20 protein-coding genes, 1 pseudogene and 1 riboswitch are annotated in these 23,817 nt (G+C 35.1%); of the genes and pseudogenes, 11 read left to right on the top strand and 10 right to left on the bottom strand.

The genetic code is table 11. The annotated features are described in order from the left end of the window. The first annotated feature begins 126 nt into the window (after positions 1-126). Together GMJ66_RS11905 and GMJ66_RS11900 are read left to right on the top strand one after the other, a co-directional pair. Complete coding sequence (locus GMJ66_RS11905) at positions 127-1,044, top strand: methionyl-tRNA formyltransferase (protein ID WP_156290542.1); 918 nt, start codon at positions 127-129, stop codon at positions 1,042-1,044. Between the two features lie 64 nt (positions 1,045-1,108). Next, positions 1,109-1,840, top strand: coding sequence for a hypothetical protein (locus tag GMJ66_RS11900; protein ID WP_156290541.1), 732 nt, complete (start codon positions 1,109-1,111; stop codon positions 1,838-1,840). 41 nt (positions 1,841-1,881) lie between these two features. On the opposite strand, the gene GMJ66_RS11895 is transcribed toward GMJ66_RS11900, so the two are convergent. From GMJ66_RS11895 to GMJ66_RS11885, 3 genes are all read right to left on the bottom strand, one after another. Next, the gene (locus GMJ66_RS11895; RefSeq protein WP_197046680.1) at positions 1,882-2,571 is read right to left on the bottom strand and encodes a glycosyltransferase; all 690 of its coding nucleotides are present in this window, start codon (positions 2,569-2,571) and stop codon (positions 1,882-1,884) included. Positions 2,572-2,591: 20 nt separating this feature from the next. Continuing rightward, positions 2,592-3,281, bottom strand: coding sequence for a glycosyltransferase (locus GMJ66_RS11890; RefSeq protein ID WP_197046679.1), 690 nt, complete (start codon positions 3,279-3,281; stop codon positions 2,592-2,594). Between the two features lie 79 nt (positions 3,282-3,360). After that, positions 3,361-4,005, bottom strand: a complete 645-nt coding sequence (locus tag GMJ66_RS11885) for a glycosyltransferase (RefSeq protein WP_269321876.1) — start codon at positions 4,003-4,005, stop codon at positions 3,361-3,363. Positions 4,006-4,677: 672 nt separating this feature from the next. Here GMJ66_RS11885 and GMJ66_RS11880 point away from each other — a divergent pair. Next, positions 4,678-5,895 (top strand): glycosyltransferase family 2 protein, encoded by a 1,218-nt coding sequence (locus GMJ66_RS11880; protein ID WP_156290537.1) that lies wholly within the window; start codon positions 4,678-4,680, stop codon positions 5,893-5,895. Positions 5,896-5,912: 17 nt separating this feature from the next. Next, positions 5,913-6,602, top strand: coding sequence for a glycosyltransferase (locus GMJ66_RS11875; RefSeq protein WP_156290536.1), 690 nt, complete (start codon positions 5,913-5,915; stop codon positions 6,600-6,602). Between the two features lie 38 nt (positions 6,603-6,640). Here the strand turns inward: GMJ66_RS11875 and GMJ66_RS11870 are convergent, their stop codons facing one another. Genes GMJ66_RS11870 through GMJ66_RS11860 form a run of 3 tightly spaced genes read right to left on the bottom strand, consistent with a single transcriptional unit; the run spans position 6,641 to position 9,842 of the window. After that, a complete protein-coding gene (locus GMJ66_RS11870) occupies positions 6,641-7,570 on the bottom strand; it encodes an NAD-dependent epimerase/dehydratase family protein (protein ID WP_156290535.1) in 930 nt (309 codons plus the stop codon). Then, complete coding sequence (locus GMJ66_RS11865) at positions 7,570-8,547, bottom strand: NAD-dependent epimerase/dehydratase family protein (RefSeq protein ID WP_156290534.1); 978 nt, start codon at positions 8,545-8,547, stop codon at positions 7,570-7,572. The genes GMJ66_RS11870 and GMJ66_RS11865 overlap by 1 nt, the downstream gene beginning before the upstream one ends. After that, complete coding sequence (locus GMJ66_RS11860) at positions 8,544-9,842, bottom strand: nucleotide sugar dehydrogenase (RefSeq protein ID WP_156290533.1); 1,299 nt, start codon at positions 9,840-9,842, stop codon at positions 8,544-8,546. The genes GMJ66_RS11865 and GMJ66_RS11860 overlap by 4 nt, the downstream gene beginning before the upstream one ends. 125 nt (positions 9,843-9,967) lie before the next feature. On the opposite strand from GMJ66_RS11860, the gene GMJ66_RS11855 reads away from it, so the two are divergent. After that, positions 9,968-10,669, top strand: a complete 702-nt coding sequence (locus GMJ66_RS11855; protein WP_156290532.1) for a glycosyltransferase — start codon at positions 9,968-9,970, stop codon at positions 10,667-10,669. A 289-nt stretch (positions 10,670-10,958) separates the two neighbouring features. Here the strand turns inward: GMJ66_RS11855 and GMJ66_RS11850 are convergent, their stop codons facing one another. Next, positions 10,959-11,180 carry a hypothetical protein gene (locus tag GMJ66_RS11850; RefSeq protein WP_156290531.1) on the bottom strand — a complete coding sequence of 74 codons (222 nt, stop codon included), beginning with the start codon at positions 11,178-11,180 and terminating at the stop codon, positions 10,959-10,961. Between the two features lie 387 nt (positions 11,181-11,567). Here GMJ66_RS11850 and GMJ66_RS11845 point away from each other — a divergent pair, with 387 nt between their 5' ends. Continuing rightward, positions 11,568-11,738 (top strand): hypothetical protein, encoded by a 171-nt coding sequence (locus GMJ66_RS11845; protein ID WP_156290530.1) that lies wholly within the window; start codon positions 11,568-11,570, stop codon positions 11,736-11,738. Positions 11,739-12,278: 540 nt separating this feature from the next. Here GMJ66_RS11845 and GMJ66_RS11835 read toward each other — a convergent pair. Beyond that, positions 12,279-13,381, bottom strand: a pseudogene (locus GMJ66_RS11835) (methionine biosynthesis PLP-dependent protein). 74 nt (positions 13,382-13,455) lie between these two features. Then, positions 13,456-13,570: riboswitch (SAM riboswitch) on the bottom strand. 202 nt (positions 13,571-13,772) lie between these two features. Here GMJ66_RS11835 and GMJ66_RS11830 point away from each other — a divergent pair. The 5 genes from GMJ66_RS11830 (at position 13,773) to GMJ66_RS11810 (ending at position 22,422) form a co-directional block, all read left to right on the top strand. Beyond that, positions 13,773-14,633 carry a manganese catalase family protein gene (locus GMJ66_RS11830; protein WP_156290528.1) on the top strand — a complete coding sequence of 287 codons (861 nt, stop codon included), beginning with the start codon at positions 13,773-13,775 and terminating at the stop codon, positions 14,631-14,633. Positions 14,634-15,327: 694 nt separating this feature from the next. Beyond that, positions 15,328-17,487: a type IA DNA topoisomerase gene (locus GMJ66_RS11825; protein WP_156290527.1), complete on the top strand. Its 2,160-nt coding sequence runs from the start codon at positions 15,328-15,330 to the stop codon at positions 17,485-17,487. Positions 17,488-17,916: 429 nt separating this feature from the next. Beyond that, positions 17,917-19,395, top strand: a complete 1,479-nt coding sequence (locus GMJ66_RS11820; RefSeq protein ID WP_156290526.1) for a vWA domain-containing protein — start codon at positions 17,917-17,919, stop codon at positions 19,393-19,395. Between the two features lie 274 nt (positions 19,396-19,669). Beyond that, on the top strand, positions 19,670-20,878 hold the full coding sequence (locus tag GMJ66_RS11815; RefSeq protein ID WP_156290525.1) for an NAD(P)/FAD-dependent oxidoreductase: 1,209 nt from the start codon (positions 19,670-19,672) through the stop codon (positions 20,876-20,878). A 686-nt stretch (positions 20,879-21,564) separates the two neighbouring features. After that, positions 21,565-22,422, top strand: coding sequence for a VanW family protein (locus tag GMJ66_RS11810; protein ID WP_156290524.1), 858 nt, complete (start codon positions 21,565-21,567; stop codon positions 22,420-22,422). Here GMJ66_RS11810 and GMJ66_RS11805 read toward each other — a convergent pair. Both GMJ66_RS11805 and GMJ66_RS11800 read right to left on the bottom strand, forming a co-directional pair. After that, entirely contained in the window at positions 22,409-22,771 is a 363-nt protein-coding gene (locus GMJ66_RS11805; protein WP_156290523.1) for a thiol-disulfide oxidoreductase DCC family protein, read from the bottom strand. The two genes, GMJ66_RS11810 and GMJ66_RS11805, sit on opposite strands and share 14 nt — an antisense overlap. 367 nt (positions 22,772-23,138) lie before the next feature. Continuing rightward, positions 23,139-23,675 (bottom strand): YceI family protein, encoded by a 537-nt coding sequence (locus GMJ66_RS11800; RefSeq protein WP_156290522.1) that lies wholly within the window; start codon positions 23,673-23,675, stop codon positions 23,139-23,141. Positions 23,676-23,817 lie beyond the last annotated feature (142 nt).

Genomic DNA, 23,817 nt, shown 5'->3' with positions numbered 1-23,817 from the left:
TCAGAGTCTTTTTTTAATGGGATAGAAATGTGAAAAAGATGGTTTATTGACATAGAACTATAAGACAATTTTCATCATAGGATGTGAAGAAAAGCTAGAAGAATAAAAGATTAGGAGTAATGATAAATGCATTATCCAATTGTGATGTTTGGGAACAAAGAAACGACAAAATATATGCTTGAATATATCCATAAACAGGTACGTCCCATTGATTTAATTGTAACCGTCGCAGATGACAAAAATTCAGCTATTTCCGGGTATACAGACCTGCAAACATGTGCTGAAAAATTTGGTATTCCCGTCTATATTGTTTCTTCTTATTCATTAAAGGACAAAAAGGATGTGGATTTTTTTACAAACAATTCCTTTGATTTAGGGATATCTGTTGGATGGCAGAGAATTATTCCTGCCGAGGTTCTATCTCAATTTAAATCAGGTGTATTTGGATTTCATGGGAGTGCCGGACATTTACCATTTGGAAAGGGACGTTCCCCGCTTAACTGGTCGTTAATTAAAGGGCATACACGATTTATCAATCATTGCTTTCAATATAATCCGAAGCCGGATGATGGAAAAATCTTTTCAACTGAGATGTTTGAAATAAATGAATTTGACACGATTCAAACACTGCAATATAAAGTGCTTCTTGTTGGTAAAAAGCAACTCACGAAATTAATTGAATGCTACCAAAACGATACGATTCCATTATTTCCACAAAGCAAGAATCATCATACATTTTACCCGAAAAGAACACCTGATGATGGAAAAATTGATTTAACTGCTTCAACCAGCGAAATATATAACCTAATTAGAGGGGTTACCCATCCATTTCCTGGAGCATTTCTATTAAGTGCCGATCAAAAAAAATTATTGATATGGGAGGCATATCCTTTTGATCAATTCATTGATACTTTCGACTTTTCAGTAGGGGAAGTAATCGATACATTTGGTAAAGAAGCTGTGGTTAAAACCATTGATGGATCCATTTTAATAAAAAGATACACTTTTGATAGGGAAATAAGAAAGGGAGAGTTATTCCACTGAAGGAAGGAAAGTCTCTTATTGTTAAAGCACACCTAAGGAAAAACAGCATAGAGAGGGAGTCAATATGAATTCATTTTCATATAAAGAGTACAGTCATATTCTTGATCTTTTGCAAGATTATTATCCAATAATGGACTATAGTGAAGTAGGTGATCATACAGATCGTTTTGCTGTCATTCGACATGATGTTGAATTTTCGGTAGAAAGAGCATATAGAATGGCAGAACTGGAAGCAAGAAAAGATATCTATACTAGCTATATGTTTCAAATTAGAAACAATGCCTATAATACATTTTCCAGAGAAAATATAAAAATGATTAAAGAAATTTATCAGTTAGGGCACAAGATAGGATTGCATGTACATTTAGGAATGTTAAAAGATTTAAGTGAATTAAAAAAGTATATAAAATCTGATATAAAGTCAATGGAGAAGTTTCTTCATATTCCTATCGATCGATTCTCTTATCACCGACCACCTAAGGAAGTGTTACGTAAGGGATTGTCACTGGATAAATATATTAATACGTATGATAAAAAATACTTTGATTTTAAGGAAAACGATCAGGAAATAGAGCATGTAAGCATAAAATATATTGCCGATTCCAAACATCGATGGAGTTATGGCTATCCGTCAAAAGAACTTTTTAAACAATATGCAAAGATACAGCTTCTAATTCATCCATACTCATGGACGGAAGAAGGATATGAAAGTCAGGAGAATTTTGAAGAATTAGTAAAGGAAAAAGAAACCGTTTTTAGAAACACGTTAGAAAGTGAAACGGGACATTATAAATAGTAAAAAGGTGTTTGCTTATGAAAGGCAAACACCTTTTTACGTTATAGAGGTTTTGTTACATAGGACTTATAGTCATTCAATATTTTTACATTTGTGCTGAATCGTTTTAGTTTTTCATCGGGAATCTGCCACGTGTGTGTGTGTTTATCTGCTCTTCTAACCACCGTATAATTATATCGATCCGTTGAATAAATCTTAAACCCTTTTTTATAACATTGCTCTTGAAAAAATCTATCAAAGGACTTATTATGTTTAGGAAACTGCACATGATCAAATATTTCTTTCCGAAACATGAGGCTTGAATCGGTAACTTTATTTACAAATTGATTTTGTTTATTAAAAGTTGTTTTTACCAAAGCGTTTTTCGCTTCTAAATAATAAAAACAATCTCGCTTACCTACGATATGGGCTCCCTTGTTTTTTAAAGCTTTCACTTGTCCTTTCAAGTAGTATGGTGAATAATAATCATCATCATCAAATTTTGCAATGATAGGGTACTTTGCTTTATTGACTCCAAAGTTTTGGCATTCACCGACTGTTACATCCTCGGGTAATTGATAGACGGATATTTTCTCAAATTCTTTAGCACGCCTCTTCCAAAGTTTAATATCCATATTGTCCTTATTTAATATGATGATGAGCTCTTTTTCCTCCCATTTTTGACTTGTGAAATTATCAAAAACAGCATCTATTAAATGCTCCCTCATCGTGCTTGTAATAACAGAAATCATAACCATCCTCCTATAAAGTATTAAACTGGTTTTGTTACATAAGAGGTATAATCATCCATTTTACCAACCAAGATACAGAAATTTTTTAACTGGGAATCTTTAATTTTCCACGTGTGACTATTTTTATTTGCTCTTCTCACACAAACATAATTTTCCCGATCAGTAGAGTAAATTTTATACCCATGTTTTCTGCACTCTTTCTGGAAAATAGAATCAATGTCTTTATTTAATTTAGGAAATTCAATAGTATTTAATATTTGTTTTTTAAAGATTAGACTTGAACCCATGACACGATCTACATACTGATTTTCCATCTTGAATGGAGTTTTAATTAATTTTTTTTCCCTTTCTAAATAATAATAGCAATCTCTTTTTCCAATAATGTCAGTATCCTTTTTTTGCAAAATGTCAATTTGCCCTTTTAAATAATAGGGTGAATAATAGTCATCGTCATCAAACTTTGCAACAATATCATATTTGGCTTTATGGGCTCCAAAATTATGAGCCTCTCCTGATGTTACGGTTTCTGGCAGTTTAAAAACATGGACATTCTTAAACTTTTTCCCACGCTCTTTCCACTTTTTAAGGTCCATTTCGTCTTTATTCAGAACAATAATGAGTTCTTTTTCCTTAATAAGTTGCTGTTTAAAGTTTCTGAAAACGTTGTCTATTAGATGATCTCTAATCGTACAAGTCACAATGGAAACCATAGTATCCTCCTTATTCATATTTCAAGTTATTCGGGTAAATGGGAAAAGGTCCCAAGAAGCTTATTAGCTCATCATTATACTAATCTTGTAACATAATCTTATAATTATCTATTTTCCTACGACAGAAAATATACGCTTTATGTCTTTTCGGGGATACCCCAAGTATGTGTCTTCTTGTTGGGTCTCCTAACAACGGTGTAATATATTTACTGGTGGAGTAAATTATAAAACCATTTTTTAAGCAGATCTGTTGAAATTTGTTATCATAACTTCTATTTAAATCCGGAAATTGCAGTGTTTGAAAAATTTCTTTGCGAAACATAAGGCTGGAATCAGTTACTCTCTCAACAAACAGATTTTCTTGGCTAAAGGTAGTTTCAACTAATTTATTTTCGCCTTCTAAATAGTAAAAACAGTCCCTTTTACCTACAATATCGGCGCCTGTGTTATAAAAAGCATGGAGTTGTTCTTTGAGATAATATGGGGAATAAAAATCATCATCATCAAATTTGGCAATGATATGATATTTCGCTTTGTGAACGGCAAAATTTTGACATAATCCAGGAGAAGTTTCTTCTGGAAGCTGAAAAACAGAAACATTAGGATAGTAGGATGCTCGTTTTTTCCACATGGCCAAATCCATATCGTCTTTATTTAATATAATGATTAATTCCTTCTCATCCTCAATCATCTGGCTTTCAAAATTATGAAATACGTCTTCGATGAAGTGGTCTATAATGGTACACTGAAATCATCCACTAACTCCTTTCCTATGCCTAAAAATATCTTACATTCACAGGTTAACTCGCTGTAAACCCTCATCTTAGGTACTAGAGAAGAATCTAAGAATGGTAAGTAGGGAACGCGCAGCCAATAAAAGCCCGTTGTTCAACTAACAATCAGTGAAGGATCAAGAACCACTTTATTGATTGAAGGTTCACTTTATTGTATGGAATGAAATAGGAATAGTTATAGGCTAGACATGTAAATAGGGGAGATTGATGAAAAAAACTATAGTTAAACCTGATTTATTCATACTTTCCAAATCAAGAGCTACTTTGATATCAAGTCCAAGATTATTTTGTTTTCCAAACATATAAAAGCTGTCGATTTCGATATGGTTAAAAGAACGGATTCTTTTTTTAATTATTTAATATACAACCAAATTCACTGAATTTTTTGTCATATACGATTTTTTGGTTATTAAAGATTTTCTATGAAATAATTCAGGGTTAAAAAAGTGAAAGTAGTATGTAGAAAATAAGCTATATAGGATACACGCCCTTACAAGCTACAGTATGACTACATACATTAATAAGTAAGTAGAAGATACATTTTTGTTAATGAATTAACGGAAAAAAAAGAACGTTAAAATAATTGTTTGGAGGTAAAAAAATTGTCTAACCATGTGATGAAGGAAGACGAAAATAAAATCAAGGTTAGTTTAATCATCCCTTCCTATAATAAATACCCTGTTAATTTGATGACACTTTATTCCCTTGAAAACCAAACCTTTGATTCATCCAAAATGGAAGTTATCCTAATCGATGATGCATCAACAGATGATACTCCTACCATTCCTGAAAATAATAATTTCTCCTTCCATTTTAAGTATATAAGAAAAGAAGAAAATCAAGGAAGAGCCAAGGCAAGAAATGCAGGTATCCTAGCAGCACAAGGAGAGCTTATTATATTTTTGGACGCTGAAATGCTTGCAGACTCTAAACTGGTAGAAAATCATTGGCTACACCATCAAGAAGAAGAAAACCTTATAATTACTGGCGCTATGTATTATAAAGCGGTCTACTCCTTTATATTTCCAGAATTTAACCGAAAACAGATGAGAGATATTCAAAACCTTACGAAAAGAATGAAGCGCTTTTCCAAGAGGCTTAATATATATAAATCCCATAAGGAAGATGATGCACCATTCAAACTAATCACGAGAAAAGATATTCAACAGCAGGCATACAAAAATCTTGTAATTAAAAAGAGTTTTTTCGCGGATGAAATAGTTAAACATTTTGGTAATGGTTTAGAAGGCTTTCAATTTCCATGGATGGCTTTCTTAACCGGCAATGTTTCATTAAGGAAAGACCTGTTAGATAAAGCTGGGCTGTTTGATGAGCAATTCGTGGGTTACGGTTATGAAGATTGGGAATTAGGGTACCGATTATATAAGAGTGGTGGAATATTCCGTGCTAGTGATAACATAACTAGCTACCATCAGGAGCATCCGATTTCTTTTAATAAATGGCATGAGGCAACCAATAACTATTTTTTATTTACCCAACTACACCCTGAAATTGATGTATTAATACTAGGTTTAGAAATGGCAAAAATTATAGATTTATTAACTATGCATGAAACTCTGAAGGAGTATAAATTACTTGAACAAGCATATCCAAATCAGTTTTCCTCATTTAAAGACGATTTTCATTCATTATTACAAACGGTTGCTCTACTATTGAAATTAGATTTAAAACACAAGGGCATATTAAATGCAACCGGTATTGAAATTAGTAAAAAAACCCAAAGAGAAATCAACGAAATGGAACAATTAGGAAATTACAACAATCTCGTTACTGTATTTGAGAAACTTGTTACACCGTAAAAGGAGGACACCGTAAAATGATTTCCGTCATTACAGTAACGATGAGAGATGAATTTATGAAAAGCGTTTTTCAAAACTATGACAGGCAAAAGATAGGGCAGAAGGAACTCATCATCATCCTGAATAAGGATGAAATAGATATTCAACATTGGAGAACAAAAGCAAAAGATTGTAAAAATATAAAGATCTTTCAGTTGCCTGAGCAAGTATCGCTGGGGGACTGTTTAAATTTTGCAACAGAAAAAGCACGGGGAGAGTATATTGCAAAGTTTGATGATGATGATTATTATGGACCTTACTACCTTGGCCATGTAGTAGAAGAATTTCGCAAACACCCAGATGTATCAGTTGTTGGAAAAGCCTGTTATTATTTATATCTTCAAAATAAAAAAGCATTGCTCTTATTTAAGCAATATGCAGAGAATCGATATACCGGCTGGGTAGCAGGTGCGTCATTGGTATATAGAAAAGAACTATTTAAAAAAATAAAATTTATGAATTTAAACAGAGCGATTGACTGGTATTTTTTACAAGAATGCAAGAAACAAGGCATTAAAATATATTCAACCAATAAAGAAAACTTTGTTATTGTTCGCAGAGATCCAAAATACCATACATGGAAAAAGGAGGAAGAGGAGTTTTTTAAGGGGAGCAAATTAATAGCTTTTACAGATGATTTTGAGCCCATTGTTGGAACAGACAGTTAGCAGGTTTAAAAAGTGAATATAAAAATAAAAAAAGCAGGTCACCCTGCTTTTTGACTTTTATAATACTTTATCGTTTCCCTTAAACCTTCTTCAAGCGTGTATGCTGGTTTCCATCCTAATATCTGTTTGGCCCTTGTATTGTCTAATTGGCTGTTTCTTATATCCCCGTCTCTTTTTGCTTTATATATTGGAGATACAGAAGAGGAAGTATAATCCTTAATCAGGGAGTAAAGGTCGTTAATGGTTGTTTGGTTGTTCGACCCAATATTGATAACATGATTATCCCCTTTAAATAAGGCGAGATGATTAGCCTTAGCCACATCTTTTACATATACAAAATCTCTTGTCTGCATTCCATCACCAAAAATTTGCGGACTTTTTTCATTTAATAAATGATGAATAAATATAGCTACGACGCCACCTTCTGCTTTAATCCTTTGTCTAGGGCCGTATACATTTGCATAACGCAAAATCGTGTAGGGGAGCCCATAGATTTTGTTGTATAATGCAATATATTGTTCGGGTGTGTACTTGGATATACCGTAGAAAGAAAGTGGAAATGTCTTCGTATTCTCTAAAATATTAGAATTTTTCGTTTCTCCATATACCGCACAGGATGATGCGTAAATAAATTTTTTTACAGAATATTTTTGGCTGTTACTCAGTAATGAAATGGTTCCAAGGATATTAATGCTGGCATCATGTAAAGGATTCTGAATAGAGGTTGCTACATCAACCTGTCCCGCCTGGTGAATAACGTAATCTGGCATCTCTATTTCGAAAACCCTTTCCACTTCCTGTTGGTTTGTAATATCTATTGGATAAAACGTTACATTAGGTGGGATATTCTTTTTATTTCCAGTTAATAAATTATCTACCACAACAAGTTCATACGTTTTCTCTTGTAATAATTCATCGACTATATGGGATCCAATAAAACCTGCTCCACCAGTTATCAGTATTTTCATTACTGTTCCCTACCATCGATTGTTTTTTTGTACCATTCAATGGTCCACTTTAAACCATTATCAATAGAAGTCGATGGATTAAATTGGAGGAGTTGTTCAGATTTTGTTATGTCTGGAACCCTTTGTTTCGTATCCTCATATTTATCTCCATAAACCTCTTCATAAGGTATATGGACTATATCTGAATGAGATTGACATATCTGCTTGATTTTTGCTGCAAGTTCATTGATAGAGATTTCTTCCGGTCGTCCTATATTAAATACTTCTCCATTCCATCTATTGTCTAAACATAGGATCGTTCCTTGAACCGTGTCATCAATATAGGTAAATGATCTTGTCTGTGTACCGTCTCCATATACAGTAATTGGCTGACTTTTGAGTGCTTGCTTGATAAACTTCGGAATGACCATTCCATAATCGGATGTTTGTGCTCGAGGACCGTATGCGTTAAAATAGCGGATAATCGTAACAGGAAGTCCTTTTTCCGCATAGGCAAAACACAGATGCTCATCTAAAGCCTTTGCCGTGGCATAGCACCAGCGGTTTTTGGAAGCTGGTCCTAATATCCGATCCGAGTCTTCCGTATATGGAATTTTCTCATTCTTCCCATAGACTTCAGAAGTGGATGCAAATACTACTTTAATCCTTTTAGCATAAGCAATTTCAAGGATATTTTTTGTACCGTCAATGTTTCCTTCAATTACCTTTAATGGATTATTCACGAGGTTTTTAACACCTAAAACAGCTGCAAGATGAATAACAGCATCACATGAATCCATTAAGTCAATTAGTAAACTGCGATCTAAAACGGATCCATATACAAACGTATGGTTTACATGTGAGAGAGAAGGCTCTAGATATGCTTTTTCACCGGTTGATAAATTATCTAATGATATGATTGTATGTCCCTTCGCAAGAAGTTGTGCGACAAGGTGTGAACCAATGAACCCCGCTGCCCCCGTTATTAGAATTTTCATAAAGAACCACTTCCAAATCGGATAATATTTCTTTTTTCTTTATAGTTTTTTGTAATATTACGAGTGTCATAAATGAGCGATGAATTTTCTATAATTAAATCAAGAGGTATTTCTGAATGATCAGTTAGTATCACGATACAATCATTTTGCTGTAATGTATCTTTGGTTAGTTCAACACTTTGAAATTCCTGACCATTTATATCTATTTTCGAAACAAAGGGATCGTGGAAACTTACATTTGCTCCCATCTCAAGTAGTTCTTTCATTATAGAAATCGAAGGAGATTCTCGATAATCCGATATATCTTTTTTATAGGCAAGACCATATAGTAGGATGTTTTTATTTTGCAGATTTTGGACGGATAAGTTCTTTATCAATTGAGAGGTGAGGTACTCTGTTAGTTGTGTGTTTATACGATCCGATAAATCTATAAAATTTGTTTGGATTCCTGCTTGCTTTGCTTTCCATGATAAATAAATAGGGTCAACAGGAATACAATGCCCACCGATACCCGGGCCTGGATAAAATGGCGTGAACCCATATGGTTTAGTACTAGCCGCATCAATTACTTCCCATAAATCGATGTTTAATCCATCACTCAATAAAGCCATTTCATTTATAAAAGAGATATTAACATATCGAAAACTGTTTTCTAGTAGTTTACTAAACTCAGCAACCTCAGTAGAGGATACCGATACAGTATGATTAAAAATTTGTGAATACAGCTCTTCAATTTTAGAGCTGCAGGCTTTTGTTACACCACTTATAACTTTTGGTACAGCTTCAACCTCCGTATCTTTATTGCCTGGGTCAATACGTTCGGGAGAGTAACAAAGGAAAATATCAACCCCAACACGGAGGTTACTCTTTTCAAGAATAGGTTTTAGGATTTCCTTTGTTGTTCCTGGAAATGTAGAACTTTCTAGTATCACTAATTGTCCCTTCGTGAGACGAGGGTACAGGTTATAGGCTACATCTTGTATATAACTTAAATCAGGTGTTTTGTATTTGGTTAATGGTGTTGGGACACAGATAATGATGGCATCCAATGACTGAACACTTTCATAGTTTTTGGTAACAGTAAATTTTCCGGAGTCTAGTGCATTCTTAATGCTCTCATTAGGTATATCATCTATATAACTAGTTCCTTTCACTAGAGAATTGATTTTTTTATCATTTATATCAATGCCTGTGACATGGAAACCTTTTTTGTTTAACAAAAGTGCTAGTGGTAACCCGACAAAACCGAGTCCAACTACACCAACTCTAGTATGCTTTGTCTTTTTGGACTCCATATATACTACCTCCATTCATAAATCATATGGTTTATATTATGGATAAGGTGCTTTATTTGTATAGGTTTTTTGATTAAACAAGTTATTTTAAATGAATTCTTTCATAATTATTAGGGGGGATAGTCATGATTACGGTGATCACATGTACGAATAGGAAAGGATTTTTAGATAATATTCTGGGCAATTATCTATCACAAAGGTATCTGGAAAAAGAATTAATTATTATTATAAATAAGGATGGAATAGATAGTAAAATTTATGAAAAAAAAATCTCAGAACTTGAAAATGTTACAGTTTATAAATTAAGTGAAAAACTAACATTAGGAGAATGTTTAAACTATGCAGTAGAAAAAGCCAAATATGACTACATTGCAAAATTTGATGATGATGATTATTATGGCCCATACTATTTAGTTGAAGCGTTTAAGGAGCTAACAATAACCAATTCACCCGTCATCGGAAAATCCTCCATTTATATTTACTTTCATAACCAAAAAATCCTAGGTAAATACAATAGTAGATTGGAAAACAGATACTTGAATGAGAGGGAATTTTTAATGGGATCTACATTTGTGTTTAAAAAAGGAATCCTCGAAAAGATCAAGTTTCCTCATGTTAACTTAGGGGAGGACGTGCAATTTCAGCAACTTTGTAAGAGTAAGGGAATTCCGTTATACTCCACATCGAGGATGAATTATGTTTATATAAGGTATGATTCCCCTAATCACCATACCTCTGATTCTTCCAACAATAGGTTACTAAGAAAATGCATAGAATTAATTCACACCAATGAATTTTCGGTGTATGTGGATAGTATAGTCGACTGAGATTTATACGGATAACAAAAAAGAAAGGCTGAAACAAAGTTGAATCAGCCATAGGTAGTGGTATTCAGTAAATACTTTTAGGGGTGAACTTTTTCTCGGACTACAAAAGTAATACTCTCGATATCTTTACAACTAATGATGGTTTTCTCCGCTGGTTCCATTGGTGACAGCATTTCTGGACTGAGAATTTTTACACAGCATGTTTTTTTATCGAAATCAAGAATGGTACCGTCAATTACATCACCGGATTCTGTTCGAATGAAGACCTCTTTACCAATAAAATCCTTAATTATTTGACAAATACAGCCCTTGCACTTTGATTTATGATCTTTTTTGCAATCGCAGTGATCTTTTTCTTTGCAGTCGCAATGGTGAGTCTTTTTGCAATCGCAGTGATGTTTTTCTTTCGAGTCACAATGGTGAGTCTTTTTACAATCGCAGTGATGTTTTTCTTTCGAGTCACAATGGTGAGTCTTTTTGCAATCACAGTGATGTTTTTCTTTGGAGTCATAGTGGCAGTGTTTATCCTTCCTTCTCCGTTTTGAAATATAGATGACTGAACTCAACTGAGATATTCCTCCTTACTTAATAAAATATCTACCCAAAAATGGGTAAGTCTACCTTCCTTAATTAGTTTATTATTTATACCAAATAAAAGTAAGGGACTAGCGCACATAATAATGCCTAAATTTTGGTGTTCTAAAGAGACTATTGGGAAAATAAAGTGTAGATTGCTGTTATTTTGAGGATAGGTTTTAATGTATTCTATGCCAATAAAACTAAACTTGTATAAGCATTAACCTATAAGTCTTTTGTTCTAGTAAAAAATAGGTAATTAGACAGCTATCCTTTTCCATATTTAAAAACGTATGAAATTTATTAAACAGAAGAGGCGGTTGTGATTATCATTATGATGGAAGGAAGTACATTCCCTGCAGCGAATCCAAATTTCACACCACTTCGCAATTCTAAGGATAAACCAATTTATTATCTTTTTATTGATACAGTCCAAAGTGCTAAACCAGGTGATTCCCATGGTAGACTGTGTACAGGGAACAATGGTATGTAATAGTGGAAACTTAGTTTATGATCTTTTGGATAAATTATTTTCTTGAGATTGGGGCCCGTACCCATAAGATACGTGTATATAAAAGGACAGAGCACTCAAAGGAAATGATAGGGTATTTGCTTGTTCGTGGACATGCTTATCTTGGGCGTTGGAAGTGGCAACTAGGGTAGATATAACCAAAATGCTTCCAGTTCCCAACTAGATAACCGTGTTTTTGATATGGCTCGGAAATATAAGAAAGAGTTCATACTAGGCTATATACCTTAGTAAAGAAGATTATTGAGATATTTTAAAGAATTGGAAAGGTACGCATCCAAAAACAGGTGACCAGGTTGAAGTTTTCTAGCTCACCAAAAGGTTACCAGTTCCAGATTATGAAGAGGTACCGAAAGATTATGCCCCAAGTATTTCCCATGAAGAATTTATTGAAATAGCAGGACGTTTGCAACGTTCAACTGATTATAATTTATCTATTCTGAAATAGGCGTCCATCGAATTAATCTAAATTTAAGTTGATGGAAGCAGAATGTACTATGGAATTTATTTTAATTTTTCTAATGTCTGTTCCAAATCAGCCTTTAAGTCCTCCGCTTGTTCTATTCCCACAGAAAAACGAAGTAATTGATTATTAATCCCTCGTTTTTCTCTTTCTTCTTTTGGTATATCTGCATGGGTTTGGGTGGATGGATAGGTAATGAAACTTTCTACGCCACCTAAACTTTCGGCAAAAACGATTAATTGCAGGTTTCTGAGAAATGCATCAACCCATTTACTTTCTTTTAAACAGAAGGAAAGCATACCACCTTTGTTTGGAAATAGCACCTTGGTAACTTTACGATGCTGTTCTAAATAGTTTGCTATATATTTTGCATTTTCTTCATGTTTATTCATTCTTAAAGCCAGAGTTTTTAAGCCTCTAATAACAACCAACAATCGAAAGGCGATAGAATAGCACCAGATGCATTATGATTGGTTGTGAGCTTCTCACATAATTCTTCCCCCTTTGCTACAACTAAACCAGCTAAGACATCATTATGTCCTCCAATATATTTAGTCGCACTATGTATAACAATATCTGCTCCTAAAGTGATGGGCTGCTGAAGATAGGGTGTTAAGAAGGTATTATCAACAATTAATAGCAGATTATGTCTCTGTGCTAAATCTGCATATTGCTTGATATCTAATTCCTGCATTAACGGATTGGTAGGTGTCTCAATAAATAATGCTTTGGTTTTTGATGTAATTAGGTTTTCCGTTTCTTCTGTATCTTCAAAGGTTGAATAAGAAGTTAATATATCGTAATTCCTTGCATATTGGTCAAGCAATCGATACGTTCCACCATAAATATCTTCGGCTACGATAAAGTGGTCGCCTGATTTAAACAGGGAAAGGACTAATTGAATGGCTGCCATTCCTGAACTACAGGCAAATCCGGCATCTCCTTCTTCCAAAGTCGCAATTCCCTCCTCTAGAATAGTACGGGTTGGATTTATCGTACGCGTATAATCGTATCCTGTGGATTATCCTAACCCTTGATGCTGATAGGCAGTAGACAGATAAATAGGTGGATTTACCGCACCTGTTTTTACATCACTTTTATTGCCAAGCTGTACCAATTTAGTTTCTAACCCTTTGTTTGACATCCGTTTATTCCTCCAATATTCATGTTAAAAAGGCCCTTTTCACAAAGAAGAGGGCCTAAAATGACTAAACACTCTTCTTATCTGCTAGCTATCTTTTGGGATACCTACTGGAATTAGCACCAGTGCCATGCAATATGGCCGGTTGCTGAGACATCATTGGGCCAGTCCCTCCGTCTCTCTTGATAAGAAAATCATTTATTATTATTTTTTAATTTTATTATAATTTAATACTTTACATGAAACTGTGTAATGACGCAAGAGGAAAACGGAATTTTCTTGAAATAATGATGAAAATACCTAATTGCCTAAAATCCTTCATCTTTTCGGGGATGGGTGAATATCTAATATAGTGAGCGGGTAGTTATAAAAAATTGCAAAGGAAGTGGCAAGCTTGTTTTACCATGTGAAAGAATTGCAATATCATTCAAAACCAGAACGTCCCGATCCTACTTATGCAAGAAGGCTCCAGGAAGTCCTTGGTGGACAGTTTGGGGAAATCTCTGTTGCCATGCAATATTTATTCCAAGGGTGGAGTGTCCGTGGAAATGGTAAATATAAAGATTTATTAATGGATACAGGTGCAGAGGAACTGGCACATATCGAAATGCTAGCAACTATGATTGCGAGATTATTAGATGGAGCGCCTGATATTGAGCTGGAGGATGCCGCAAAGGATCCCATTGTGGCAGCAATATTGGGTGGGGAAAATGTGCAGCATAAAATTGTTTCTGGTTTAGGAGCAATGCCTGCAGATAGTAACGGTAATCGCTGGACAGCTAATTACATTATTGCAAGCGGGAATTTAATAGCGGATTTCCGTGCGAACTTAAATGCAGAATCACAAGGTCGTTTGCAAGTTGCTCGTCTATACGAAATGACGAATGACCGTGGTGTTAAGGATATGCTTTCCTGGTTATTAGCGAGGGATACGATGCATCAGAATCAATGGTATGCAGCATTAAGAGAATTGGAAGAGAAAGAAAACATCGTTGTACCAAGCACTTTCCCTAGAGAGCTGGAAAAGCAGGAAGTTTCATACACATTGTTTAACTTATCCATGGGTAATGAAAGTGCAGAAGGACGCTGGGCGCATGGTCCAAGTATGGACGGATGTGGAACGTTCAATTACGTACAAGATCCTGTTCCTCTGGCTCCCAAACCTGTGCTTCAGCCCGCACCCCCTTATATATTTGATACACCACCATGGGCAATAAGAAAGTCAGATGATTTACCAGATCCAGATACAAAATAGTAAGTGGACTGAGATAAAATAGTTATAGTTAAAGAAAAATTCGAACTATGATTCAAAACTCTTCATTTAAGATTCTAATTAGTTCGGATTTTTTCTTTTTACAAGTTAGGAAAGTATAACATTTAAGGTAAAGAAGGGCATTGGAGGTAGCTAAAATTTTAATGTCCTAAGTATAAGTATAAGAAAAACTAACACACTCACTAAATGGACGAGCGAATGTGTTAGTTTTTCTAATCAGGTGTTTAACTGGTTGCAAGAACTCTACTGCAAGAAATTATAAGTAGGGAATGGGCAGCACTAAACTCTTTATTCGTTCATCTGAAAATCAATGGCGGACAAGAAAATACCACGATTGAAGATTCAATTTATAAGGCTGTTTAGTAAAAGCTTTTGTTCCTTAAAAGTCGCTCTTTGGTGTCTCACTTTGGCCACTTATCCCGAAGAAGTTTCCATATGCTCCTTCACTAGTTAGGTATAGTGAATTTCTAACATATTGTTGCATTAGTTAAAACTGCTTGTTTTAATAATGTCCCAGTCTCTTAACCTAGTTTTATTATATTTATCTGCATCCTATATTGTTAATTTTTTGTTATACTGTGGTAGAATGTAATAAAATCTTAAATACTCCGAGGCCTCCTGCGTCTTTTCCTTCTTCCTATATATTCCATATAAATTAATAGAATAGGTGATGAACATGAAACTAATTCTTGCTGAAAAACCCTCTGTCGCTAAAAATATTGCCGATGCATTAAAAAATACAGTAAAGAAAGATGGCTATTTTGAGGGTACGGAATATGTAATAACATGGGCATTTGGGCATTTAGTTGAACTGTATGATGCCAAAGATTATGACAGTAAAATGGCCCGTTGGGAAATGGAAAACTTCCCATTTATTCCTAAAGAGTTCCAATATAAAGTGAAGAGTAACCCAAGAAACCGGAAACAAACGGATGGCGGTGTCGCTAAACAGCTGAAAATCATTCATCAATTAATAAAAAGACGAGATGTGGATGCTATTATATCTGCATGTGATTATGATCGTGAAGGCCAGTTGATTGGTGACAGCATTATTTATCGTGGTGGAAGCCAAACAAAGCCAGTGTACCGATTATTATTAAATGAATGGACACCAGCTGAAGTCATTCAGGGGCTGGAACAAATCAAGCCGAATCAAACCATGAAGCCATTAAGGGATGCTGGTATCAGCAGACAGTGGGCTGATTGGGTGATTGGGATCAATCTAACTTCTGTAGCAACGCTGAAATATCAGAAAGGGCAGGGTAAAGCATTAAATATAGGTCGTGTGCTGTTACCTACATTAAAAATTATTTATGACCGTGACAAGGAAATCGAGAAATTTGTTCCGGAAGATTATTTTAAATTGCAGGCAACCTTTCAGACCAGTGGAGAAGAGACATATGAAGGAACGTATACGGAAGATAAAGAAGATAAATTTAAGCAAAAGGATCGTTTAGAAGAATTACATCGTATCATTCAAGGAAAACAAGCGATTGTTACCGATAAGCAAGTACAGAAAAAGAAAGAGTTTCCACCATTTTTATTTAACCTCTCCAATTTGCAGGGATACATCACTAATAAATATAAAGGCTGGACTTCCGATAAAGTATTAAAGGTTGCTCAATCCCTTTATGAGAAAAAGTTAATTACCTATCCAAGAACATCGAGTAATGCCTTGGAGGAGAGTTTAGTGGGAAAGACGGCAAACGTATTAAAAACACATGCACTTGATTTTCCTTTTAACGATGAAATTAAGTTTATGAAATCAAAACGGGTGTTTAATAACGCAAAAGTAGAGAGCCATAGTGCCATCATTCCTACATATTTGAAACCTAAGCGTTTAACAAAGGATGAATCTATTGTCTACAACGCCATTAGGAATCGGTTTATTATGCAGTTTATGCCCATCGCGGAGTATGAGGAAACAAAATTAATGATGAAAATGGATGATGGCGAAGTAAAGGGCGCATTTCATTCAAAAGGAAGAGTACAGCTGATTGAAGGCTGGAAAAAAGTCGAAAATATCCAGTCTAAAGATGCAATATTGCCAGCTGTCCAATTGAATGAAACTGTTCTAGTAACAGATTCTAAGGTGACCAAACATGTGACGAAACCACCTAAGCCCCATACAGAGAAAACGCTTCTTCGTGTAATGGAAACTTGTGGTAAAAGTTATAAGGAAGAAGAAGAGATTGAGGAAATGCTTGGCAGTATCTTAACAGGGTTTAGTATTGGTACCCCAGCAACGAGAGCAGAAACGATTAAGAAATTAAAAGATGTTGGCTATATTTCAAGTACTGGTAAAAATCTTTCCTGTACGACACTTGGATGTAAATTAGTGGAGACTTTTCCAGTCCAGCAGTTGTTCGATTTGGAGTTTACTGGTCGATTGGAAAAAGTCCTTTCTGATATTCAGAAAGGAGAAGCTAGCAAAAAACAATTTTTGACAACCATTTTTCATTTTACAAAAGAGTCTGTAGAAACGATAAAAAATTCAAAGGAAGTCATTATTAATGAGGTTACTATAAAACAATCATCCAATGAAGTTCTAGGGAAATGCCCGCAATGCGGTGGTAAAATTATAGAAGGAAAGAAAGGATTTGGCTGCAGCAATTGGAAAAGCGGATGCAAATTTGTTATTTGGAAGAATGATAAATATTTGCAAACGATGAAAAAGAAACCAAATAAAACAATGGTGAAACAAATTTTAAAAGGTAATAAGGCTTATGTGAGGGGATTGACAAGTAAGAACGGTAAAAAGTTCAATGCATTTTTAAGCTATGTCAAAAATACGGATAGTGGTTATTACAGCTGGCAAATGGAATTTAAAAAATAAAATCATTTTTTACTATGTTCACGAACAATTCAACGGTTAGGAAAATGCTTTAATTATACATTGCCAATTATTTCACTTTTCACCCGTTCTTAGTCATATTGCATGTTTCCATATCTTATAATAAAAGTATAGATACAGGCTTTTATTTACTCTCAATTATATAAATTCTCCAGCATAGGAAGTTAGATTACTTGCTCGTTGGAACCTATAAAATTTATAGCACTCATTTATATCAGCAGTTTTAAATGTTTTAGGCTCGAGATATTAAAAAACATATTACATTATATGAGAATAGCTTAATCCTTAGTTGTTGTAATGGATTTAGTCCTTAGATTTAGGTTGCAACATTTTTAGTAGTTATGTAATATTGACAAGAAAGTATTTTATTTCCATCTTCTACTTGTGGGAGGATTTGATTGGAGGGAGAAAATGTTTAATCAAAGGTTAGCAATTATTTTTTTTATATTTATCTTATTTTTGGCGGCTTGCAGTAGTGAGGAAACTACATCCATAACGGTGGATCCGGATAATGAAAATAACGACCAAAGTGAAATGAAGAATGAGGATGGAACAGCTGAAGACGAGCCCTCCAGTGATGAAGAAATGGTAGAAGTTGAATTGGATGAAAGGTTTGTAAGTGATTTGCAGACTGTCTCTCTAATCGATACTTTGGATGTATTAAAGGCACAACAGGGAGGCCTATTAGTTAAAGATATTTCCATTGATAATGAAGTAGAAAATACGACCAGTGATCCGTTGAGTTCAGAACAAATTATAGAAATGATGCATGAATTAGATAGTTTAATAGGACATACACAGGATCCGTATGAAATTTATAGCGGGATTGTCTATTTGCTAGGTTCGCCAAATTATCAGGAGGCAATTGAAAAAGCGGAGAATTTTGTTCCTGATTTTGAAGAACCGTATTTACCAAACCCTGGTATAGACGATAAAGATGAGATATCTACTTCAAATACAGGTAAGGCGATTATATTGCTTGATGCAAGTTCCAGCATGCTTTTATCAGTAGATGGGCGTATAAAGCTGGATATCGCCAAGGATGCTGTGAAGCAACTTGGAGAAGTTATTGGCAGGGAAAATGAAATCTCGGTAGTTGTTTATGGCCATAAAGGGTCTGAATCTGAGTCAGATAAAGAATTATCATGTAATGGAATTGAAGAAATATATCCAATGGGTGATTATAACAAGGAAGAGTTTGAACAATCCTTAACTACATTTGAAAGTAAAGGTTATACGCCATTAGCAGGAGCTATCCAAAGGGCATCAGAAATAAGTATGGATAGTTCGGAAGCTGTAGCGGTTTATATTGTAAGTGGTGGAGTAGATACATGTGATGGAGATCCTGCTCAGGAAGCGGAAGCATTTATAAACGAAGATAAGGATAGAACGGTTAATATTATTGGTTTTGATGTCGATAAAGATGCTGAAGAACAACTGAAACAAGTATCTGTTGGAGGAAATGGTACGTACTATCCCGCAGATAATGCAGAGGAATTGAAATCAACTATAGAGGAAAAATGGTTACCAACATATATAGATATAGCATGGGCTCAGACACAAGCGCCAGGACCATGGGAAGTACTTGATGAATACAATCGGTTTGATGTTGATCTAAATCAAATAAGAGAAATTATAAAAACCGAAAAATCAAGGTATGATCAGGCAGTACAAATTATGCGTGTAGAGGGATTGGCTGATCAGCAAATTATTGAGCAAGTGTCAGACCTCGTCATAGAGGAATACCGAAATAAACTGGATATAATCAGTGAATTTCGCTCAGAGAAGCTAGCAGAAATAGATCAGGTTGCCGAAGATATTAGACATAGAGTGGAAGAATGGAAAGAGGAAATGAGTCAACAAACACAAGAGCGCGGAGATGTGTTCTAATTGTTGCTGAATATAGAGCTGTTTTAGAAGGTTAGCCACCTTTTAAGACAGCTCTTTTAATGGATAAATAAAGTTTTTGAAATATTACTTTTTTACCCAAAAAGCAAATGATTATTAGCCTAATTGTGAAAAGTTTGGTATGATATTATTGTTAAATTAATTATACTTTACTTTTAACCGTATAAGCGGTTTAATTTTATGTAGAGATAAATGTGAACCCTTATACATTTAACTATGAAAGTACATATGACCAAAATAGAAAGGTGGAGTTTTCATGAGTAAGCCAAAAATAGTTGTACTCGGCGCTGGTTATGCGGGATTAGTGACAACTAGACATTTAACAAAAAAATTATCACCAGAAGAAGCGGAAATAGTCCTCATTAATAAACACAATTACCACTACGAAAGTACTTGGTTACATGAAGTAGCAGCTGGAACAATTACTCCTAATCAAGCACGATTCATGGTTAGTGATGTCGTAAACCCTAATCGTGTACGTTTAGTTTATGATACGGTAGTGGAAGTCAAAAAAGATGAGCAACGTGTTGTTTTAGAAAATAGTGAAGTAACATATGATTATCTTGTAATTGCTCTTGGCTTTGTAACAAACACGTTTGGTATTAAAGGAATGGAAGAACATTCCTTCTTCATCCAGGATATCGAATCAAGCCGATTAATTGCAGAGCATATTGAATATCAATTTGCGAAGTATAGTGCGGGTGAAATTACAGATGATGACGCCTTAAATATTGTTGTTGGCGGCGGTGGTTTCACGGGTATTGAATTTGTTGGTGAACTTGCAGAAGAAGTACCAAGACTGTGCAAGAAATATGATATTCCACGTAATAAAGTTCGTATTATTAATGTGGAAGCAGCTCCATCCATCCTGCCAATGTTTGATAAAGACTTAGTATCTTATGCGATTCAGTCCCTTGAATCACGCGGTGTTGAATTCCGTATGGGTGCAGCCATTTCTGAATGTACTTCAGAAGGTTTTATTGTTGGTGATGATAAAGAGTTGATTAAAGGTGGTACCGTGGTATGGACTGGCGGTGTAACTGGAAATCCTGTATTAGGTAAATCCGGGTTTGAATTAGTCAAAGGAAAGGTAAATGTTGACGCAGACCTTCGTATACAAGGAGAAGAAAATATTTTTGCTTTAGGTGATTGTTCATGGGTAATGGACAAAGAATCAGGCAGACCATATCCTCCTACTGGCCAATTAGCTACTCAAGAAGGTGTGGTAGCAGCAGAAAACATTAAAGCATTAATTCGCAACGAACCATTAAAAGACTTTGTTTTCCATGATAAAGGTACAGTTGCCTCACTGGGGATGACTGATGGAATTGGAAATATCCTCCAAGGAACGAAGGTAAAAGGTAAATCTGCAGCAGCTATGAAGAAGGTAGTAGATGACCGTACACTATTCTTAGTTGGTGGACCAAAAACAGTTATTAAAAAAGGTAAGTTTCGTCCATTCTAATTACAAGTCGTAATAGAAATGTCGCTCTATAAATTTGTTGCAAATTGAGGAGGTAATTTTAATGAAAAATTTCTTATACGGTTTGCTGCTTGTGCTAGCTGCAATAGTAGGGTATAGAGTAGCTAGTGACTACTTAGAAGATACAAGAGACTTCCATTAATTTCATACGGGTAATTAAAAACCATCCAGCCACCGTGCTGGATGGTTTTTTTAACAAAAGGCGTCTTCCAGGATGGTCGCCTGCCATTAATATATTGAGTACACCGCAAGTTAGCGCACTGCCCGATTTTGCTACGGGCAGTCGCACACCTTAGGGAACGGCTTCAGCTCTTCGAAAGGAAACCCACTTTTTCTGCGTACGATGTAACACTGCCGAGGCTCTTTCCTTGTCATGCGGGGCTTTAGACACGTACTTTTCCCTTAGTAATGCCTGCCCTCCGCTCCGATTAACCAGCTTACTATGTTAGCTAAATCAAATATCAGAAAGATAAAAGCACAAAACTAGCATAGTATATTTCTGTAGCGTTAGATAAAGATCCAACATTATCTGAAGTTATGTCGGATTTTATATCAACTGCGAGGCTCAAAACAACATAAGGAAAGAAAAAATCGAGATTTAGTGTTCTTTACAATTTTATTACATGAATCGAATGCTTTGTTTCATACTAAAGTTGGAGGTGAAGAAAATGTTTGCTTTATTTTTATCCTTATTATTTATAGCCCCGATGGATAACGAAGTGTTCGAAGTGGAAGAAGACAATGAAATATGGCTGGAGAAGGTTGAAATTGACCAATATTATTTAGCTTATATTGATTCCATCTTTATTGATGAGGTGAAATTAGAACTATTAATGAAGAACCTGGAGAGGGCTTTATACAAGAAACCAGTTGATGCGCAATTTGCAGAAAATAATGAAATAATTCCAGAGCAGCCAGGTGTAACATTAGATAGAGAGCGATTTGAATACCTTTTTCGAGAGCACTTTTATAGTGATAAAAAGGAGAAGTTTCGGGTCCCTGCAGGTAAGGTGTATGCAGAGGTAGATAGTGGACTGTTAAAAGAAATCAGTGTACGTCAATTGGGGAGTTATGCTACCTTTTACAAAAAAAATAATAAGGAAAGAGCGCATAATATAGCATTAGCAGCAGAAGCAATTAATAATACAGTCCTCTTTCCTGGTGAAACCTTTTCTTTTAATGATGTGGTTGGAGAACGTACGACTGAAAAAGGGTATAAACGTGCACCTGTTATTGTAAGGGGGGAGTTATCAGAAGATATTGGCGGAGGGATTTGCCAGGTTTCCTCAACACTTTTTAATGCTGTCGATCTGAAGGGGATTCAAGTTATCGAGCGTTATGCACATAGTAGAAGCGTTCCCTATGTTCCACCAGGACGTGATGCTACAGTAAGCTGGTGGGGGCCTGATTTTGTGTTTAAGAATTTATATAATGAACCAATCTTAATTCGTGCAAAAGCAGAACATGGAAAAATGATTGTTTCGATATACTCATCGGAGGAAGCAGAAAACTTTACTGGTGAGTAGAAGAAATATGACAAGATTCTCCTGGATGACATTGATTAACTGGAACGAGTTTTCGCTTTTTAGCAATTTGATTGTAGATGACATCACCTAAACCAAGTATTTTAAATAAATACATGGCTGGAATTAATAGCCACAATAATGGTAGTATCTTAGCAATCTGTATAATTGCATCGTAACCCTTATACCATTTTCCATTATGAAAAACATGAAGACTTTTTTCCATTTCGATGGGATAATCTTTTAAATGTCGAAATGACTCAAAGGAGAGTTTATTTTTCCAATCCAATTTTCCCCATACTGTCGATGATGTTGTACATAGTTTGCAATAGCTGTCGTAGTATACAATCATCCTAGATTCACCTCCATATTTATATTATAAGAGGATGTTCAAAAAGTCCGGTGAAAAGGACACATCGAAAGGGGACCTTCGACTAAGTACCGACACGTCCTGTGTCGAACGTCGAAGTCACCACATCCTGTGGAAGCTCGTTGGCTCGCTTTTCCGTTGCTCACGTATTAACTGCATACGTTCCGCTACTCAAAGCTTCACCGTCTCGAACTTCTCGGTCCTTTTCATTCTCCTTTTTGAACACGCACTATAAGAAAAAAAGAAGTTAAATTCCAACATGGAGATTTAACTTCTTTTATAATTAGGATATATTTTCTTCCCGCGTTATTCCAGTTATAGGATTACAGAAAAATTTGTTGGTATATGATTAATCCTGTTTATGCAATTCTAGTTCAAAGTTAATTTTTACTTCATCAGCAACAAGTACTCCACCAGTCTCTACAGCAGCATTCCAAGTAAGTCCGTAATCTTTACGATTAATTTTTGCTTCTCCACTGAATCCGGCAACGGTGTCTCCACTCATTGGGTCTTTGCTAATTCCTTCAAACGTTACATCAACAGTTACCGGTTTTGTTGTTCCGCGAATGGTTAAATCTCCAGTAAGATCATAGTTGGAATCAGAAGATTTCTTTATGTCTGTTGCTTTAAACGTAATGCTTGGATGATTTTCTACATCAAAGAAGTCTGCGGAGCGTAAGTGGTCGTCCCGCCCTTCATTACGCGTATTAACACTTGATGCATCAATTGTAATCTCTACTGTAGAATCAGTTAAATCTGCTGGGTCTGCCTCAATTACTGCATCATATTTTTCGAAAGTTCCTTTTGCTTTTGAAATCATCATATGCTTTACTGAAAATCCTATTTCACTGTGTACTGCGTCTACTGTCCATTTAGATTTAGCCATTGTTCATCCCTCCATAAATTAATTTGCGTTAGTTACTTTATGTTATTAAGTATAAAATCAGAATAAGCTAAAGTCAATAAGTTTTAATTAAAAAAATATTAATTAAGTATATATTTTTAAGGTTTTTCCAGTGAATGTTATT

This window comes from Oceanobacillus salinisoli (assembly GCF_009733865.1).
Taxonomy (GTDB): domain Bacteria; phylum Bacillota; class Bacilli; order Bacillales; family Amphibacillaceae; genus Oceanobacillus; species Oceanobacillus salinisoli.
Note: the sequence above shows the minus strand (reverse complement) of the source record. Positions and strands in the feature narration are given on the sequence as shown.

What these genes read in the sequence shown, in the direction of transcription:
- GMJ66_RS11905 (WP_156290542.1), top strand. Translation starts at nt 127, where the DNA reads ATGCATTATCCAATTGTGATGTTTGGGAACAAAGAAACGACAAAATAT.
- GMJ66_RS11900 (WP_156290541.1), top strand. Translation starts at nt 1,109, where the DNA reads ATGAATTCATTTTCATATAAAGAGTACAGTCATATTCTTGATCTTTTG.
- GMJ66_RS11895 (WP_197046680.1), bottom strand. Translation starts at nt 2,571, where the DNA reads ATGATTTCTGTTATTACAAGCACGATGAGGGAGCATTTAATAGATGCT.
- GMJ66_RS11890 (WP_197046679.1), bottom strand. Translation starts at nt 3,281, where the DNA reads ATGGTTTCCATTGTGACTTGTACGATTAGAGATCATCTAATAGACAAC.
- GMJ66_RS11875 (WP_156290536.1), top strand. Translation starts at nt 5,913, where the DNA reads ATGATTTCCGTCATTACAGTAACGATGAGAGATGAATTTATGAAAAGC.
- GMJ66_RS11870 (WP_156290535.1), bottom strand. Translation starts at nt 7,570, where the DNA reads ATGAAAATACTGATAACTGGTGGAGCAGGTTTTATTGGATCCCATATA.
- GMJ66_RS11865 (WP_156290534.1), bottom strand. Translation starts at nt 8,547, where the DNA reads ATGAAAATTCTAATAACGGGGGCAGCGGGGTTCATTGGTTCACACCTT.
- GMJ66_RS11860 (WP_156290533.1), bottom strand. Translation starts at nt 9,842, where the DNA reads ATGGAGTCCAAAAAGACAAAGCATACTAGAGTTGGTGTAGTTGGACTC.
- GMJ66_RS11855 (WP_156290532.1), top strand. Translation starts at nt 9,968, where the DNA reads ATGATTACGGTGATCACATGTACGAATAGGAAAGGATTTTTAGATAAT.
- GMJ66_RS11850 (WP_156290531.1), bottom strand. Translation starts at nt 11,180, where the DNA reads ATGACTCCAAAGAAAAACATCACTGTGATTGCAAAAAGACTCACCATT.
- GMJ66_RS11825 (WP_156290527.1), top strand. Translation starts at nt 15,328, where the DNA reads ATGAAACTAATTCTTGCTGAAAAACCCTCTGTCGCTAAAAATATTGCC.
- GMJ66_RS11820 (WP_156290526.1), top strand. Translation starts at nt 17,917, where the DNA reads ATGTTTAATCAAAGGTTAGCAATTATTTTTTTTATATTTATCTTATTT.
- GMJ66_RS11815 (WP_156290525.1), top strand. Translation starts at nt 19,670, where the DNA reads ATGAGTAAGCCAAAAATAGTTGTACTCGGCGCTGGTTATGCGGGATTA.
- GMJ66_RS11810 (WP_156290524.1), top strand. Translation starts at nt 21,565, where the DNA reads ATGTTTGCTTTATTTTTATCCTTATTATTTATAGCCCCGATGGATAAC.
- GMJ66_RS11805 (WP_156290523.1), bottom strand. Translation starts at nt 22,771, where the DNA reads ATGATTGTATACTACGACAGCTATTGCAAACTATGTACAACATCATCG.
- GMJ66_RS11800 (WP_156290522.1), bottom strand. Translation starts at nt 23,675, where the DNA reads ATGGCTAAATCTAAATGGACAGTAGACGCAGTACACAGTGAAATAGGA.